We start from the raw sequence: 15,362 nt of genomic DNA on the forward strand, positions 1-15,362 counted from the left end.
GTGACGATGAGCGAACACTACGAACATCGCCAACAAAGCCTTACGCAGGCGACCGAGGCCCGGGGCCTCGAGGCGCTGATCTCGCGCGCGGCCCGTGCCGGCAAGGGCGCGGCGCCGGTCGAGCGCTGGAATCCGGACTTTTGCGGCGATCTCGACATGGAGATCAAGGCGGACGGCACCTGGTTTTACCTGGGCACACCGATCGGCCGCATGGCGCTGGTGCAGCTTTTCTCCTCTGTGCTGCGCAAGGATGCCGACGGCAGGACCTATCTGGTGACGCCGGTGGAAAAGGTCGGGATACGCGTCGCCGATGCCCCGTTCATCGCCGTCGAAATGGATGTTTCGGGCGAAGGCGAGGATCAGGTCATCACCTTCCGCACCAATGTCGGCGACGTGGTCGAGGCCGGACCGGAGCGGCCGCTGCGCTTCGTCGACGAGACCGGGACCGGCGGCCTGAAGCCCTATCTGCTGGTGCGCGGCAGGCTGGAGGCGCTGGTCGCGCGGCCGGTCATGTACGAGCTGGTCGGGCATGGCGAGGAGATCGAGGTCGACGGCAGGGCGATGTTCGCGGTGCGCTCGAAGAACGCTGTGTTTCCGATCATGCCGGCGGACCAGTTGAGGCGGTTGAGCGCATGATGGACCATGTGTCGCTGGCGCCGTTCTCATCGGCGGAGTTTCGTGCGCGCTTTGCCGCGCAGCCGGACGCGCATGCCGGCGAGGACTATGGCGATCACCGTTTCAATCCCGGCCATCCGCGCCTCAATCCGGGCAAGCCGCTGCGCAATGCCGCGGTGCTGATCCCGCTGGTCGACCATGACGGCGAGGCGACGGTTCTCCTGACCAAACGGGCCGAGAAACTGCGCAACCATTCAGGGCAGGTGGCTTTCCCCGGCGGCACGATCGATGCCACCGACGCGAGCCCGGAGGCGGCGGCGCTGCGCGAGACCTTCGAGGAGATCGGCCTCGACCGGGATCGCATCGAGATCATCGGCCGGATGCCCGATTACGTCGCCGGCAGCGGCTATCGCATCGCGCCGGTGCTCGGCATCGTGCGGCCGGGTTTCGCGTTGCGGCTGAACGCCGACGAGGTCGATGCGGCCTTCGAGGTGCCGCTGCGCTTCCTGATGGACGCCGCCAATCACAAGCGCGACAGCCGCATGTGGAACGATCTCGAATGGTTCTTCTACGACATGCCTTATGGCGACCGGCGCATCTGGGGCGTCACCGCCGGGATCATCCGTACGCTCTATGAAAGGCTCTATGCGTGAGTGTCTCGATCGCTGACAGGGCCGAATGGCTTGGCGACAAGGATTTGCAGCGCCTGCTTGGCGCGCTTGCCGAAGGCGGTGAGGAAGCGCGCATCGCCGGCGGCGCCGTGCGCAACGCGCTGATGGGCCAGCCTGTCGCCGACATCGATATCGCCACGTCCTGCCTGCCGCAGGAGACCATCCGCCGCGCCGAGTTGCAAGGGTTCAAGGCGGTGCCGACCGGCATCGAGCATGGCACCATCACGGTGGTCGCCGGTGGAAAACCCTACGAAATCACTACTTTGCGCGCCGATGTCGAGACCGACGGCCGCCGCGCCAAAGTGTCGTTCGGACGCGACTGGAAGCTCGACGCGGAGCGGCGCGACTTCACCATCAACGCGCTTTACGCCGAAGCCGACGGGACGGTGGTCGACCTCGTCGGTGGCATCGCCGACATCGAGGCGCGCCGGCTGCGCTTCATCGGCGACCCGGAGGCGCGCATCCGCGAGGATTACCTGCGCATCCTGCGCTTCTTCCGCTTCTTTGCCTGGTACGGCGAGGGCCGGCCCGACGCCGAGGGGCTGAAGGCCTGCGCCCGGCTGAAGGAGGGCCTCGCCCAGCTCTCGGCGGAGCGCATCTGGTCGGAGCTGAAGAAGCTTCTGTCGGCGTCCGATGCCTCGCGCGCCTTGCTCTGGATGCGGCAGGCGGGTGTGCTGACCGCGGCGCTGCCGGAAAGCGAGCGGTGGGGCATCGACGCCATCCATGGGCTGACCAGGGCCGAAAAGGATCTTGGCTGGCCGCCGGACCCGATGCTGCGGCTGCAGGCGATGGTGCCGCCGGACGAGGCCCGCATGAAGATGCTGGCGGAGCGGCTGAAATTCTCGACCGGTGAAGCGGATCGCCTGCGCCATTGGTCGATGGCGATCGCGGTCGAAGCGAAGACGACCGAGGGGGAACTGGCCAAACGGCTCTATCGCGGCGACCGCCAGGGGCTGGTCGATCGCCTGAGGCTGTCGCTGGCAGGGGCACGCGTGCGCGCCGTCGAGGACAATGACGCGCTACTCGAGGCCGGAGGCTTTTCGCGCCTGCTTGCCTTCGCGCTCAAATGGGAAAGGCCTGAATTTCCCCTGCGCGGCGCCGATCTGACCGCGCTCGGCGCGACGCCAGGGCCAAAGCTCGGCGAAATCCTCAAAAATCTCGAGGCGGAATGGATCGAAGCGGGATTTGCGCCTGATCGCGACGCACTGCTGGAACGCGCCGCGCAGGCGTTGCGCGCCAGGTAACGATCTCAACGCAAATCCGAAAAGCGCCGCGCGCTTTTGCCTGAGATGCTTCGATCAGGCGGCGTCGCGGACTTTCTCGATGCGCGAGCGGATCGCCTCGATCATGGTCTCGCGGATCGTCGTCTCGCCATGGGTTTCGCGCATATGCTCGACGGCGCGGCGCATCACTTCGGCCTCTTCCTCGGCGCGCGTGTGCCATTCACAGCCAGGAACGAGCGACCCGCAGTGAAATTGCTTCATCGGATTTCTCCTTTTCTCCGTGGAGCCGTAAAGGCCCCGGTATTTTCTTGGCCCCGGTCGATTTCCAGACCGCAGGCAGGGGGTGGAAGCTATAACACGGACGGGGCGGTCTGGTTGCATCAAAGCGCCGTGTGCCGTGCGCCCCTGACGTTTACGGCCAGCGCACCTCCGGCGGCAGGCTGGAGAGGATCGAGGCGACATTGCCGCCGGTCTTCAGGCCGAAGATGGTGCCGCGATCGTGAAGCAGGTTGAATTCGACGTAGCGGCCACGGCGGATGAGCTGTTCGTCGCGATCGCCATCGGTCCAGTTGCCGTTGAAGTTGGCTCGCACGAGATGGCCGTAGACGACGAGAAATGAACGTCCGACATCCTGGACGAAATTGAAATCGGCATTCCAGCCGCCCTTGTCCTCGCTCGAATGCAGCCAGTCGAAGAAGATGCCGCCGGTGCCGCGCGGCTCGTTGCGGTGCGGCAAGAAGAAGTATTCGTCGCACCAGGCCTTGAATTTCGGATAATCGGCGACGTCGGCGTTCTTCTCGCAGGCGAACTGCATGGCGCGCTGGAAGGCCACCGTGTCGGGGTCTTCCTGGGTGCGGCGGCGGTCGAGCACCGGCGTCAGGTCGGCGCCGCCGCCGAACCAATGGCGCGAGGTGACAACCAGGCGCGTGTTCATGTGCACGGCCGGAACGTTGGGGTTCCAGGGATGCGCGATCAGTGAAATGCCCGATGCCCAGAAACGCGGGTCTTCCTCGGCGCCGGGCATCTGCTTCCTGAATTCGGGCGAGAACTCGCCATGGACGGTCGAGGTGTGGACGCCGACCTTCTCGAAGACGCGGCCATGCATCATCGACATGGTGCCGCCACCGCCCTTGCCCTGATCGCGCTCCCACGGCGTCTTTTCAAAACGGCCTGGCGACCACGAGGCCAGCGGCCCCTGGAGATCCTGCTCGATCTGCTCGAAGGCGCCGCAGATGCGTTCGCGTAGCGCCTCGAACCACAGCCGCGCCTTCATCTTCTTCTCTTCGATGTCGGTGGGCAGGCCTGCCGGTATTTCGGGTCGTTCCAAGTCGCGTCTCCGGTTGTGGGGCGAGTCGCATCCGGCCCCCCGGACAAAATGACTCGTCTTTTGCCGGCGCGATCCCTAATCTCTTAAGGATCAGGGTCAAGTCCCGTCTGATTCAGGGTGGAAGGAGTTCCTTCGTGCGCACCCCGGCAAGACCGCCGCTGGATGGCTTGAAGAAAAGGCTCGATCAGAGCCGGGCCGAGCGCGAGCTTAAGCCGCGCGACGGTTTCCTGCGCGAAACCTTCGTCCTGCCGCGCCCGGATGCGCGCCTCAAGGCCAAGGAATGGTTCGAACGGTTTCCCAAGCAGGCCTACTGGACCGAGATCGAAAGCTGGTTCGAGCGCCCCGGGGATTTGATCGAGTTTACGATCAGGCGGCTGCCGGCGGCGGATTAGGATTTCGTCGCCCCGTTTACGGGGAGAGGCGGTGACGACGGCACAATCTTTCAATGCCGGCGCTGCCCCTCATCCGCCCTGCGGGCACCTTCTCCCCGCTAGCGGGGAGAAGGAAGAACCAGCCGTCTTGCGCCCGTTCCCTCCCTCGCCAGCCGGTCGCCCTTGTTCCTCAGCGGGCATTTGTCGATCGACATGCAGCCGCAGCCGATGCAGTCGGACAGGCCGTCGCGCAGTTTCTTCATCTGGGCGATCTTGTGGTCGAGTTCGTCGCGCCAGGCGGTTGAAAGCAGGCTCCAGTCGTCGCGGGTCGGCGTGCGGCCCTCGGGAAGTGCTGCCAGTGCGGCGCCGATGTCGGCCAGCGAAATCCCGACTTCCTGGGCAATCCTGATAACTGCCACGCGCCGCAGCACGTCGCGGCCGTAGCGGCGCTGGTTGCCTGACGTGCGATGGCTGCGGATCAGTCCGCGCGCCTCGTAAAAATGCAACGCCGACACCGCGACACCGCTGCGCCTGGCCACCTGGCCGACCGTCAATTCCGTAACAGGCGCCATGTCCCACTTTCCGCTTGACCTCAAGTTAAGTTGAGTTTGTAGCGAAGAAGTGTCGATTGAGCAAATGTCAGGAGAAGGCGATGTGCGCCTGGGTGCGACTGTCTGGAGAAACCGCCGCCGTGGCCGACGGCGAGGGCGTCCTATCGGAGCTGCCGGATGGCTTCGCCCGCCACCATGGCGACGGACAGGGCGACATTGATGCTGCGCGCGCTGCCCTGCATCGGGATGGTCAGCCGCGCATCCGCCGCCTGATGGACTGGATCCGGCACGCCAGCGGATTCGCGGCCAAACAGGAGGATGTCGCCGTCGGCGAAGCTGAAGTCGGTGTAGCGGGCCGTAGCCTTGGTCGACAGCAGCACCAGCCGGCTCGCGCGGGCCTTGCGCCAGGTTTCGAAGGCGTGCCAGTCGACATGCCGGGTCAGCGCGGCCATTTCGATATAGTCCATGCCGGCACGCTTGAGCGCCTTGTCGGACAGCGGAAAGCCGGCCGGTTCGATGATGTCGACGCCAAGGCCGAGGCAAGCGGCGAGGCGCAGGATTGTCCCGGTATTGCCGGCAATGTCAGGCTGGTAGAGCGCGATGCGGAGACCATTGTTCACTTCCGCGTCCTTCTAATAAGTGGCAGATCGGCCACAGCCGCTTCGCGGTTTTGGAAATTCCTGGACCTGCGGGTGGCCATTTTCTGCGAAGTCGGGTATACGACCGGCATTGTCAACCCGAACCGATGGAGGGGTAATCCATGATGACCATGCACATCCTACGCCTCTCCCGTGGGCCAGTATGCCCAGTGGCGGTTTCGGTACGACGATTCACCTGACTCTCTAAGACTTGATCGCACCGATTCCCGCCGAAGCGTCTTTTCGGCTGTCAAAGGAATCCTGCGATGTTTTTCAAAAAGTCCAAAGGGCTGAACGCCCAAACTGAGCCTGTCCGGACGGTCCGGACCGACGGCTTCAGTCGTGTCCAGACCGATGCCTGGCATCGGGTCCAGACCGACGCAATTCGTGCCTACGGCCGAATGCCGGCGGACGATGTCGCGTCGCCTTTTCATCTCTATTTTCACGCGGAGGACGGACCAATGTTCGATCCCTACAGAATACCGGGCTCGAGGAGCCTGCATATCCACCGGCTGCCGACATGGGCGCTGTTGATCGGCGATACCTATTCCTCGGCGGTCCATGCCGAAGTGCGCCGCCGTCCGCATCGCGGCATGCTGCCCGATGTCGATTTCTCGCGCGCGGTTCCCGATCCGAGCCGTCCGTCGCTGGTGCGCCGCATCATCCGGATGATCCGGCCGGGCGCGAGGATCCGGGTTGTCGACACCACGCCGGCAGCATCATCGAACGATGCTGTCGGCGAAAAGCCCGCGAACCCCTATATTGCGCGAAGCAGGGCCGACGGTCCGGATGATTCCGGACCGTCGGCCCTCGGCGCCATGCGATCCGGGGGTTCCGTACGTCGCCACGCCGCGTAAGCGGAAAACCGATTTCTTATGAGCATGACCTATGTTGTTGTTTAGCTGGTTTGAAAGAAGGCTCGATCCGTTCCCGGCAGCGGAGCCGGTCGAGCCGCCCAAGACGCTGGTGGCCTTCTGCCTGCATTATACGCGCGGCGCCTGGCCCTATATACTGGTCGACGCGGTGCTGGTGGCGGCCATCGCCATCGCAGAAGTGTGGATGTTCGGCTTTCTCGGCCGCATCGTCGACTGGCTGTCGGGGCAGAACCGCGAGACCTTCCTGCAGACGGAAGGCTGGAAGCTCGCCGGCATGGCCTTCATCGTGCTGTTCGCGCTGCCGGGCACGGTGTGGGTGCATTCGCTGCTCAACCAGCAGACGCTGATGGGCAACTATCCCATGCGCATCCGCTGGCAGGTGCATCGCTACCTGCTGAAACAGTCGATGAGCTTCTATCAGGACGAGTTCGCCGGCCGCATCGCCACCAAGCTGATGCAGACGGCGCTCGCCGTGCGCGAATGCGTCATCAAGGTGATCGACGTCCTCAACTATGTCATCGTCTATTTCCTCGGCATGCTGCTGATCGTCGGCTCGGCCGACTGGCGGCTGGCCGCGCCGCTCGGCGTCTGGCTGGTCGGCTACATCCTGTTGCTGCGCTTCTTCATCCCGCGCCTGGGCAAGGTCGGCGAGGAGCAGGCCAATGCGCGCTCGACCATGACCGGCCGCGTCGTCGACAGCTACACCAACATCCAGACAGTCAAGCTGTTCAGCCACGCCAAGCGCGAAGCGACCTTTGCCAGGGAAGGCATGATGGGCTTCCTCGACACGGTCTACCGGTCGATGCGGCTGGTGACGGTGCTGTTCGGCTCGCTCTACATCCTGAACGCGCTGCTGCTGTTCTCGGTCACCGCCATCTCGCTGTGGCTGTGGATGGGGCAAGCGGTGACGATCGGCGCGGTCGCCGTGGTCATCGGCCTGGTGCTCAGAATGTGGGGCATGTCGCAGTGGATCATGTGGGAAATGTCGGGCCTTTTCGAGAATATCGGTACGGTGCAGGACGGCATTGCCTCGATCTCGCTGCCGCGGCTGGTCGAGGACAGGCCTGACGCGAGGGAGATCAGCGTCTCCAGGGGCGATATCCGTTTCGAGGATATCCGCTTCCACTACGGCAAGCAGAAGGGTGTCATCGAAAACCTGTCGCTGGCGGTGAAGCCGGGCGAGAAGGTCGGCATTGTCGGCCGCTCGGGCGCCGGCAAGTCGACGCTGGTCAATCTGCTGCTGCGTTTCTACGACCTGGAAAGCGGCCGGATCCTGATTGACGGCCAGGAGATCGCCGGCGTGAAGCAGGATTCGCTGCGCGCCCAGATCGGCATGGTTACACAGGATACATCGCTGCTGCATCGTTCGGTGCGCGAGAACATCCTTTATGGCCGGCCCGATGCCAGCGACGAGATGTTGCTCGAGGCGGCGCGGCGGGCCGAGGCGCTGGATTTCATAGCGGCGCTTTCGGACCATAGCGGCCGCAAGGGTTTCGACGCCTATGTCGGCGACCGCGGCGTCAAACTGTCCGGCGGCCAGCGGCAACGCATCGCCATCGCTCGCGTTATGTTGAAGGATGCACCCATACTTATCCTTGACGAGGCGACGTCGGCGCTCGATTCCGAGGCGGAAGCCGCCATCCAGGAGAATCTGTACAAGCTCATGCAGGGCAAGACCGTCATTGCCATCGCGCACCGGCTGTCGACCATCGCGGCGATGGACAGGCTCGTGGTGATGGACCAGGGCCGGATCATCGAGGAGGGGTCGCACGAGGAGCTGGTCGCCAAGGGCGGGCTCTACGCGCAGCTCTGGCAGCGCCAGTCGGGCGGGTTCCTGCTCGAGGATGGTCCGGTCGACGTCGCCAACGACGCAATCGCAAAGGGCCAGGCTGCCGAATGATGACAGCCGTCTATCGCTGGTTCGAGACCTGGGTCTATCCGTTCAGGGAGCCGGCGAACCTGCGGCCGCCGGCCAGCGTCGCCGGCTTCCTCTGGCACTATGTCGGGCAGGCGAAATTCGCCTTCTTCGCCATGCTGGTCATCGGCGGCATCGCGCCGCTGGTCGAGGCCGGCCTGTTCTACTTCGTCGGGCGGCTGGTCGATATTCTCGATCAATTGCCCGGCGAACGGAGCTGGCACGCCCTGTGGACCGCGGCCGGCCCCGAACTCGTTTTCATGGTCGCCGTGGTGCTGGTCATCCGCACTGTGGTCGTCGGGCTGTCGGCGCTGGTCGACGAACAGACGATCACGCCCGGCTTCTACAATCTGGTGCGGTGGCAGGCGCACCGGCATGTCTCGCGCCAGTCCTACGCCTTCTTCCAGAACGATTTCGCCGGCCGCATCGCGACAAAGGTCTGGCAGGCCGGTCAGGCGACCGGCGACCTGATGGAGAGCTTCATCGAGGTCGTCTGGTTCATGGTCGTCTATACGGTGACGACGCTGGCGCTGGTCGCGGGGCTCGATCTCAGGCTGGCGGCGCTGGTGGTGATCTGGATCACCGCCTTCGGCTTTCTGGCCAAGCTCTATCTGCCGGCCATTCGCAAACATGCCGAGGCGACGGCCGAGGCAGGGTCGATGATCAATGGCCGTATTGTCGATTCCTATTCCAACGTGCAGACGCTGAAGCTGTTCGCGGCCGACGGCGACGATCGCTACATCAGGAACGGCTTCGACATCTATCTCGACGCATTGCGGCCTTTCACCCGCCGGCTGACCGGCGTGCGCATGGCGCTGACGACGCTGTCGGGCATCATGATCACGGCGATCGGCTGCTTTGCCGTCTATCTCTGGGTCGAGGGCTCGATCACCGTCGGCGCCGTCGCCTTCACGCTCAGCCTGGTGCTGCGGCTCAACATGCTGCTTGGCCGGCTGATGATGCAGATGAACGGCATCTTGCGCAATCTCGGCGTGCTGGAGAACTCCAAGGCGCTGATCTCGCAGCCGCTCGGGCTCACCGACGCGCCCGACGCCAAGGAGCTCGTCGTGGCCGGCGGCCGTATCGAGGTGAAGGATGTCGAGTTCCACTACGGCAAGGGCTTTGGCGTGCTGAACGGCATCGACCTCGTGGTCCGGCCCGGCGAGAAGGTCGGGCTGGTCGGCCCGTCTGGCGCCGGCAAGACGACGCTCGCCAATCTGATCCTGCGCCTCTACGACCTCGAAAGCGGCCAGATCACCATCGACGACCAGGATGTTTCCGGCGTGACGCAGAATTCGTTGCGCGCCAATATCGGCGTGGTCAGCCAGGACACCGCGCTGTTCCACCGCTCGCTGCGCGACAACATCAAGCTCGGCATGCCCGATGCGACGGACGCCGAGGTGGTCGCGGCGGCTAAGAAGGCCGAGGCGCACGAGTTCATCCTGGGCTTGCGCGACAACCGGGATCGTCAGGGCTACGAGGCCTTCGTTGGCGAGCGTGGCGTGAAGCTGTCGGGCGGCCAGCGCCAGCGCGTGGCGATCGCGCGGGTCTTCCTCAAGGACGCCCCGATCCTGATCCTTGACGAAGCGACCTCGGCGCTCGATTCCGATATCGAAGCGGCGATCCAGGAGAACCTGACGCGGCTGATGGAAAACAAGACCGTGATCGCCATCGCGCACCGGCTGTCGACGATCGCGGCTCTTGACCGACTGGTGGTGCTCGACGGCGGCCGCATCGTCGAGCAAGGCACGCATGACGAGCTGGTGGCGCTCGACGGGCTCTATGCCCGGCTGTGGAAGCGCCAGTCCGGCGGCTTCCTCTACCATGAGGAAAGCGTGCTCGAAGAGACGCGGCCGGCGGAATAGGCCAATGGGTGCGGGGCAAGAGACGGTCTTTGTGCTGAGGCGGCTGCGGCCGACCGCACCGGCCTTCGATGCGCTGATGCAGGACAGCAGGCTGGAAGGCTACTGGATGCTGGTGCGGCTTCGCGACGGTTGGGTGAGCGGGCGCAACAAATTCCTAAAAAAGCCCGAGATGTTGCTCGGTGCCTATCATGGCCGGCAACTGGTCGGCGTCGGCGGGCTGAACATCGATCCCTATTTCGAGGGTCGTGATTTCGGAAGGGTGCGTCATCTCTATGTCGGCCGAGCCTACCGGCGACTGGGCGTCGGCCATATGCTGTTATCGGCGATCATCGAGCGGGCGAGGGCGCATTTTTCGGCGCTCAACACACGCGCTCCGACGGAATCATTCGCCTTTTACGAAAGGCTTGGCTTTTTTCGCGTTTCCGGCGAGGAATTCGTCACGCACCGCATGCCGCTGGCCGCCGCAACGGCGAAGACAGGAAAGGCGAACTGAATGTCGCTTCGACCTCCGTCAGGCCTGACCGGGTCGTCCGCCGCCGAACTTGCCTTCGACGCGCTCGGCCATGAAATCCTGGCCGAAAAGGCGGCGGCGCTCGGGCGTGCCGGCCAAAAGGTCGAGGAGACGCTGGCCCGGCTGGCCGGCAATGCCGACGAGGACCTGCGTCCCCGGCTTCTCAAGGAGGCCGCCATGGCCGTTCACGCCTATTTCATCCAGCGCGAATTGTGCGGCCTGCGCAAGCACGATGCCGTCATCCGCGAATACAACATCCCCAAGGCGGTTCTGGTGAGACTGGGCGCCGCCTAGTTCCGTTTTCAGGAATCACTCCAGCCATTCGGTGACGAAGCTGCCGTTCTCGTGGATATCGGTGGTTTCCAGCGGGCCGGGGCCGAGATTGGTGAATTTGTGCGGCGTGTTGGGCGGCACGATGACGATCTGGCCGGTGGAAGCCTCGATTTCCTGGTCGCCGACCGTGAACAGGCCGGTTCCCTGGCGGATGATGAAGATCTCCGCATAGGGATGGGCGTGCAGCCGCGGGCCGCCGCCGACGTCGGGCAGATAGTTGAAGATCAGGCAGGAGTTGGACCCGTAGACGCCGCATTGCAGTTCGCCCTTCCAGTGGTCGGAGCGAACAGCCCATTCCTCGCGGTCGATGACATGCGCCATGCGGCCAAGGATAGATCACGCCGATGCCCCGTGTCGAGGCGAAGCCGGGGGTGGGATTTGCAGTTGTTTCCCTGTCGTTTAGCCGCCTTTTGCGGCGCTTGGCCGCCGCGCCGCGCAATAGGGGATTTTGTCCCCGCGACAATCTGCCCTTGTGCCTTCACCCGTCTGGACAAAAACGGGCTTCACGCATAAACCGAAGTCCAAATGCCGGAGGAATTCGCTAGCCTGTTCGCCATGCGCTGTCGGGTTGGCGTGAATGAGCGGGGAACAAGGCTCAGCCACCGGCGCGGAAGAGGCGAAAGGATCAGGCACCCGTGAGCGCAACCGACATCCACGATCCCAACCGTCGAGATTTTCTCTACGTCGCCACCGGCATGGCTGCCGTTGTCGGCGCCGGCGCGGTCGCCTGGCCGTTCATCGACCAGATGCGCCCCGACGCCTCGACGCTGGCGCTTGCTTCGGTCGAGGTCGACGTCTCCTCCTTGACCCCAGGCAGCTCGCTGATCGTCAAGTGGCGCGGCAAGCCGGTCGTGGTGCGCAACCGCACCGAAAAGGAAATGAAGGACGGCGAGGCCGTCAGCCTCTCCGATCTCAAGGATCCGATCGCCCGCAACGCAAATCTGCCGTCCGATGCGCCGGCGACCGACGCCAACCGCACCACGCCCGGCAAGGAGGCCTGGATGGTGATGGTTCAGGTCTGCACCCATCTGGGCTGCATCCCGCTCGGTCAGGAAGGCGATTTCGGCGGCTGGTTCTGTCCGTGCCACGGTTCGCAATACGATACCGCCGGCCGCATTCGCAAAGGCCCGGCGCCGGAAAACATGGCGATTCCGGTATTCAAGTTCATTTCCGATACCAAGCTCCTTATCGGCTGAGGCAGGGGATATTTCGATGAGCGAGGGACACTCGACCTATACGCCCAAGACCGGTATCGAACGCTGGTTCGACGCCCGCATGCCGCTACCCAGGATGGTCTATGACAGCTTCATTGCCTATCCGGTGCCGCGCAACCTGAACTATATGTGGACCTTCGGCGGCATCCTGGCGATCATGCTGGTGTCGCAGATACTGACCGGCATCGTGCTGGCGATGCATTATACGTCGGACAGCACTCTCGCCTTCAATTCGGTCGAGAAGATCATGCGCGACGTCAACTCCGGCTGGCTGTTGCGCTACATGCATGCCAACGGCGCGTCGTTTTTCTTCATCGCGGTCTACCTGCATATCTTCCGCGGTCTTTACTACGGCTCCTACAAGGCACCGCGCGAACTGCTCTGGATCCTGGGCTGCATCATCTATCTCCTGATGATGGCGACCGGCTTCATGGGCTACGTGCTGCCATGGGGGCAGATGAGCTTCTGGGGCGCCACCGTCATCACCGGCTTCTTCAGCGCCATTCCGCTTGTCGGCGACTGGATCCAGCAATTGCTGCTCGGCGGCTTTGCCGTCGACAATCCGACGCTGAACCGCTTCTTCGCGCTGCATTACCTCCTGCCATTCATGATCGCCGGCGTCGTCGTGCTGCACGTCTGGGCGCTGCATGTGGTGGGCCAGTCGAACCCGACCGGCATCGAGGTCAAGTCGAAGACCGACACCGTCGCCTTCACGCCCTACGCGACCATCAAGGACGCGTTCGGCATGATCGTGTTCCTGTTCATCTTCGCCTATTTCATCTTCTTCCTGCCGAACTATCTCGGCCACGCTGACAACTACATCGTCGCCAACCCGTTGAAGACGCCGGCCCATATCGTGCCGGAATGGTACTTCCTGCCGTTCTACGCGATCCTGCGCGCCATCACCTTCAACATCGGCCCGATCAATTCCAAGCTCGGCGGCGTGCTGTGCATGTTCGGCGCCATCGCCATGCTGTTCCTGGTGCCTTGGCTCGACACCTCGAAGGTGCGCTCGGCGGTTTACCGGCCCTGGTACAAGCTGTTCTTCTGGCTGTTCGTGGCCGATGCCATCCTGCTTGGCTGGCTGGGATCGCAGCCGGCGGAAGGCAGCTATGTGTTCATGGCGCAGATGGCGACACTGTTCTACTTCGCCTTCTTCCTGATCATCATGCCGGTGCTCGGCCTGATCGAGACACCTAGGCGGCTGCCGAACTCGATCACCGAGGCGGTGCTCGAGAAGAACAAGGGCGGCAGCGGGCATCCGGCGGGCGCCACGGCCGCACCACAGACCAAGGGCTGAGCGGTAGAGAATCTAAGGGGATTTGGCATGAAAAAGATTCTCACCTCGCTGGCTTTGATCGGCCTTGTGGCCGCTGGCGGTGCGGCATTTGCGGCCGAAGAGGCACACAATGAGGCGGCACCGACGCATTTCCCGATCCACGAACCGAAGGAAATGAGCTGGAGCTTCACCGGCCCGTTCGGCACCTATGACAAGGCGCAGTTGCAGCGCGGCCTGAAGGTCTACAAGGAAGTCTGCTCGGCCTGCCATTCGATGAACCTGGTGGCGTTCCGTACGCTGTCGGACCTCGGCTACAACGATGCCCAGATCAAGACGTTTGCGGCCGAATACACGATCCATGACGGCCCCAACGATGCCGGCGACATGTTCGACCGTCCCGGCAAGCCGTCGGACCATTTCCCGGCGCCGTTCGCCAACGAGGAAGCCGCGGCTGCCTCGAACGGTGGTGCCGCTCCGCCCGACATGTCGCTGCTGGCCAAGGCGCGCGCCGTCGAGCGCGGCTTCCCGCAGTTCGTCTTCGACATCTTCACCCAGTACGATGCCGCCGGCCCCGACTACATCCATTCGCTGCTGACCGGTTACGACCAGACGCCGCCGGCCGGAATGGTGATCCCCGAAGGCACGCACTACAACCCGTACTTCATGTCCGGCGTGTCGCTGAAGATGCCCAAGCCGCTGTCCGACGGCCAGGTGACCTATGACGACGGCTCGCCGCAGACCGTCGACCAGTATTCCCGTGACGTCGCTACCTTCCTGATGTGGGCGGCCGAGCCGCACATGGAGGACCGCAAGAAGACCGGCTTCCGCGTGCTGGTGTTCCTGCTGCTGTTCGGCGCGCTGGTCTACATGACCAAGCGCAAGGTCTGGGAAGGCGTCGCGCACTAGCTGTGTCGATATTCAGGTGATGCCGGCCTGCAAATGCCGGCTCCCTGCGCTTCCGGTGCTCACGTACTTCAAGTACGCTCCGCTCCGGTTCTCGAAAGCCGACATTTTCGACTCGGCCTGACCTGAATCTCCACACACCTTTGGGTGCGAACTAATCCAATGGGCGCCTTTCGGCGCCCTTTTCATTTTCTGGCGATGGCATGTCACATGGCCGTCACCGCATCTGGCGATCCTGAGCCATTCCCAACAAGGATCGCACCCATGAGGAAATACGCATTGCTGGCCGCGGGCCTGCTGCTGCTGGTCATCGGCTCGGCAGCCCGGGCCGAAGACGCAAAGCCCTTCGTCACGAACAAGGACATCGACCTGACGATGATCCTGCCGCCGCCGCCGGCCAATGATTCGGCTGAGACAAAGGCCGAACTCGGCGAGGTGCTGACCCTGCAGGTAACGCGCACGCCCGAGATGGTGGCCAGCGCCGTTGCCGATGCCGAGGAGAATGTCTGGCGTTTCGGCGACGTGATGGGTCCGAACTTCACCAAGGACAAGCTGCCGAAATTCTCGGCCTTCTTCGACCGCGTGGTGGAGACCGAAGGCGCCGTCGTCGACCCGGCCAAGGATGTCTGGAAGCGCCCGCGTCCGCACCAGCTGAGCGATCTCGTCAAGCCGGCGGTCAAGCTGTCAAGCTCCGGCTCTTGGCCGTCGGGCCACGCCACGGTCGGCACGATGATGGGCATCATCCTGGCCGACATGGTTCCGGAAAAGCGCGCCGAGATCATGGCTCGCGCGGCTGCCTATGCCCATAATCGCGTCGTCGGCGGCATCCACTATCCGTCGGATGTCGAGATGGGCAAGATTTCCGGCAGCGTCATTGCGGCGGTCCTGCTCAACCGGGACGATTTCAAGGCCGAGTATGAGGTGGCCAAGGCGGAACTGCGGGCCGACCTTGGCATGTAGGCCTTCGCTGCATGCCTGCCGCCAGGAGGGCGCCGGATGGCGCCCTTTTGCGTTCCTGCGTCCGATATCGCGCCTTATAGTAGGGCGAGAGCTCTCAATTGGGCAGGAAAC

18 protein-coding genes are annotated in these 15,362 nt (G+C 63.7%); 13 read left to right on the plus strand and 5 right to left on the minus strand.

Going from position 1 to position 15,362, the window contains the following annotated elements; genetic code table 11:
• The first annotated feature begins 6 nt into the window (after nt 1-6).
• From FJ967_RS23450 to FJ967_RS23460, 3 genes are read left to right on the plus strand one after another with little or no spacing between them, the layout of a single operon-like run.
• Nucleotides 7-636 carry a DUF1285 domain-containing protein gene (locus FJ967_RS23450; RefSeq protein ID WP_140734209.1) on the plus strand — a complete coding sequence of 210 codons (630 nt, stop codon included), beginning with the start codon at nt 7-9 and terminating at the stop codon, nt 634-636.
• Entirely contained in the window at nt 636-1,268 is a 633-nt protein-coding gene (locus FJ967_RS23455; protein WP_140734334.1) for a CoA pyrophosphatase, read from the plus strand. Before FJ967_RS23450 ends, FJ967_RS23455 begins: the two co-directional genes overlap by 1 nt.
• Entirely contained in the window at nt 1,265-2,530 is a 1,266-nt protein-coding gene (locus FJ967_RS23460) for a CCA tRNA nucleotidyltransferase (RefSeq protein ID WP_140734210.1), read from the plus strand. The genes FJ967_RS23455 and FJ967_RS23460 overlap by 4 nt, the downstream gene beginning before the upstream one ends.
• A gap of 54 nt (nt 2,531-2,584) precedes the next feature.
• Here the strand turns inward: FJ967_RS23460 and FJ967_RS23465 are convergent, their stop codons facing one another.
• Together FJ967_RS23465 and hemF are read right to left on the minus strand one after the other, a co-directional pair.
• Nucleotides 2,585-2,770 carry a DUF1059 domain-containing protein gene (locus FJ967_RS23465; RefSeq protein WP_140734212.1) on the minus strand — a complete coding sequence of 62 codons (186 nt, stop codon included), beginning with the start codon at nt 2,768-2,770 and terminating at the stop codon, nt 2,585-2,587.
• Between the two features lie 151 nt (nt 2,771-2,921).
• Nucleotides 2,922-3,836, minus strand: coding sequence for an oxygen-dependent coproporphyrinogen oxidase (gene hemF / locus FJ967_RS23470; protein ID WP_140734214.1), 915 nt, complete (start codon nt 3,834-3,836; stop codon nt 2,922-2,924).
• A 134-nt stretch (nt 3,837-3,970) separates the two neighbouring features.
• Between hemF and FJ967_RS23475 the strand changes: the two genes are divergently transcribed.
• A complete protein-coding gene (locus FJ967_RS23475) occupies nt 3,971-4,228 on the plus strand; it encodes a hypothetical protein (protein WP_140734216.1) in 258 nt (85 codons plus the stop codon).
• Nucleotides 4,229-4,326: 98 nt separating this feature from the next.
• On the opposite strand, the gene soxR is transcribed toward FJ967_RS23475, so the two are convergent.
• Both soxR and FJ967_RS23485 read right to left on the minus strand, forming a co-directional pair.
• Nucleotides 4,327-4,779, minus strand: coding sequence for a redox-sensitive transcriptional activator SoxR (soxR, locus tag FJ967_RS23480; RefSeq protein WP_140734218.1), 453 nt, complete (start codon nt 4,777-4,779; stop codon nt 4,327-4,329).
• Nucleotides 4,780-4,919: 140 nt separating this feature from the next.
• Complete coding sequence (locus FJ967_RS23485) at nt 4,920-5,378, minus strand: tRNA (cytidine(34)-2'-O)-methyltransferase (protein ID WP_140734220.1); 459 nt, start codon at nt 5,376-5,378, stop codon at nt 4,920-4,922.
• A 479-nt stretch (nt 5,379-5,857) separates the two neighbouring features.
• Between FJ967_RS23485 and FJ967_RS23490 the strand changes: the two genes are divergently transcribed.
• The 5 genes from FJ967_RS23490 to FJ967_RS23510 are packed head-to-tail and all read left to right on the plus strand — an operon-like array spanning nt 5,858 to nt 10,856.
• On the plus strand, nt 5,858-6,253 hold the full coding sequence (locus FJ967_RS23490; RefSeq protein ID WP_140734222.1) for a hypothetical protein: 396 nt from the start codon (nt 5,858-5,860) through the stop codon (nt 6,251-6,253).
• 31 nt (nt 6,254-6,284) lie between these two features.
• The gene (locus tag FJ967_RS23495) at nt 6,285-8,171 is read left to right on the plus strand and encodes an ABC transporter ATP-binding protein (protein ID WP_140734223.1); all 1,887 of its coding nucleotides are present in this window, start codon (nt 6,285-6,287) and stop codon (nt 8,169-8,171) included.
• Nucleotides 8,168-10,051, plus strand: a complete 1,884-nt coding sequence (locus tag FJ967_RS23500; RefSeq protein WP_140734224.1) for an ABC transporter ATP-binding protein — start codon at nt 8,168-8,170, stop codon at nt 10,049-10,051. Before FJ967_RS23495 ends, FJ967_RS23500 begins: the two co-directional genes overlap by 4 nt.
• 4 nt (nt 10,052-10,055) lie before the next feature.
• Nucleotides 10,056-10,544, plus strand: coding sequence for a GNAT family N-acetyltransferase (locus FJ967_RS23505; protein ID WP_246675365.1), 489 nt, complete (start codon nt 10,056-10,058; stop codon nt 10,542-10,544).
• Nucleotides 10,545-10,856 (plus strand): DUF6665 family protein, encoded by a 312-nt coding sequence (locus tag FJ967_RS23510; RefSeq protein WP_140734228.1) that lies wholly within the window; start codon nt 10,545-10,547, stop codon nt 10,854-10,856.
• Nucleotides 10,857-10,871: 15 nt separating this feature from the next.
• On the opposite strand, the gene FJ967_RS23515 is transcribed toward FJ967_RS23510, so the two are convergent.
• Nucleotides 10,872-11,216: a cupin domain-containing protein gene (locus tag FJ967_RS23515; RefSeq protein WP_140734230.1), complete on the minus strand. Its 345-nt coding sequence runs from the start codon at nt 11,214-11,216 to the stop codon at nt 10,872-10,874.
• A 314-nt stretch (nt 11,217-11,530) separates the two neighbouring features.
• Between FJ967_RS23515 and petA the strand changes: the two genes are divergently transcribed.
• The 4 genes from petA (at nt 11,531) to FJ967_RS23535 (ending at nt 15,251) form a co-directional block, all read left to right on the plus strand.
• A complete protein-coding gene (petA, locus tag FJ967_RS23520; RefSeq protein WP_127276061.1) occupies nt 11,531-12,091 on the plus strand; it encodes a ubiquinol-cytochrome c reductase iron-sulfur subunit in 561 nt (186 codons plus the stop codon).
• A gap of 16 nt (nt 12,092-12,107) precedes the next feature.
• Nucleotides 12,108-13,409 carry a cytochrome b N-terminal domain-containing protein gene (locus tag FJ967_RS23525; protein WP_140734232.1) on the plus strand — a complete coding sequence of 434 codons (1,302 nt, stop codon included), beginning with the start codon at nt 12,108-12,110 and terminating at the stop codon, nt 13,407-13,409.
• A gap of 27 nt (nt 13,410-13,436) precedes the next feature.
• Complete coding sequence (locus tag FJ967_RS23530) at nt 13,437-14,294, plus strand: cytochrome c1 (RefSeq protein ID WP_140734234.1); 858 nt, start codon at nt 13,437-13,439, stop codon at nt 14,292-14,294.
• Between the two features lie 261 nt (nt 14,295-14,555).
• Nucleotides 14,556-15,251 (plus strand): phosphatase PAP2 family protein, encoded by a 696-nt coding sequence (locus tag FJ967_RS23535; protein ID WP_140734236.1) that lies wholly within the window; start codon nt 14,556-14,558, stop codon nt 15,249-15,251.
• The last annotated feature ends 111 nt before the right edge of the window (nt 15,252-15,362 follow it).

It is taken from the genome of Mesorhizobium sp. B2-3-4, assembly GCF_006442315.1.
In the GTDB taxonomy this organism is placed as follows: Bacteria; Pseudomonadota; Alphaproteobacteria; order Rhizobiales; family Rhizobiaceae; genus Mesorhizobium.

What these genes read in the sequence shown, in the direction of transcription:
- soxR (WP_140734218.1), bottom strand. Translation starts at nt 4,779, where the DNA reads ATGGCGCCTGTTACGGAATTGACGGTCGGCCAGGTGGCCAGGCGCAGC.
- FJ967_RS23505 (WP_246675365.1), top strand. Translation starts at nt 10,056, where the DNA reads ATGGGTGCGGGGCAAGAGACGGTCTTTGTGCTGAGGCGGCTGCGGCCG.
- FJ967_RS23465 (WP_140734212.1), bottom strand. Translation starts at nt 2,770, where the DNA reads ATGAAGCAATTTCACTGCGGGTCGCTCGTTCCTGGCTGTGAATGGCAC.
- FJ967_RS23515 (WP_140734230.1), bottom strand. Translation starts at nt 11,216, where the DNA reads ATGGCGCATGTCATCGACCGCGAGGAATGGGCTGTTCGCTCCGACCAC.
- FJ967_RS23500 (WP_140734224.1), top strand. Translation starts at nt 8,168, where the DNA reads ATGATGACAGCCGTCTATCGCTGGTTCGAGACCTGGGTCTATCCGTTC.
- FJ967_RS23495 (WP_140734223.1), top strand. Translation starts at nt 6,285, where the DNA reads ATGTTGTTGTTTAGCTGGTTTGAAAGAAGGCTCGATCCGTTCCCGGCA.
- FJ967_RS23530 (WP_140734234.1), top strand. Translation starts at nt 13,437, where the DNA reads ATGAAAAAGATTCTCACCTCGCTGGCTTTGATCGGCCTTGTGGCCGCT.
- FJ967_RS23455 (WP_140734334.1), top strand. Translation starts at nt 636, where the DNA reads ATGGACCATGTGTCGCTGGCGCCGTTCTCATCGGCGGAGTTTCGTGCG.
- FJ967_RS23525 (WP_140734232.1), top strand. Translation starts at nt 12,108, where the DNA reads ATGAGCGAGGGACACTCGACCTATACGCCCAAGACCGGTATCGAACGC.
- FJ967_RS23490 (WP_140734222.1), top strand. Translation starts at nt 5,858, where the DNA reads ATGTTCGATCCCTACAGAATACCGGGCTCGAGGAGCCTGCATATCCAC.
- FJ967_RS23510 (WP_140734228.1), top strand. Translation starts at nt 10,545, where the DNA reads ATGTCGCTTCGACCTCCGTCAGGCCTGACCGGGTCGTCCGCCGCCGAA.
- FJ967_RS23535 (WP_140734236.1), top strand. Translation starts at nt 14,556, where the DNA reads ATGAGGAAATACGCATTGCTGGCCGCGGGCCTGCTGCTGCTGGTCATC.
- FJ967_RS23450 (WP_140734209.1), top strand. Translation starts at nt 7, where the DNA reads ATGAGCGAACACTACGAACATCGCCAACAAAGCCTTACGCAGGCGACC.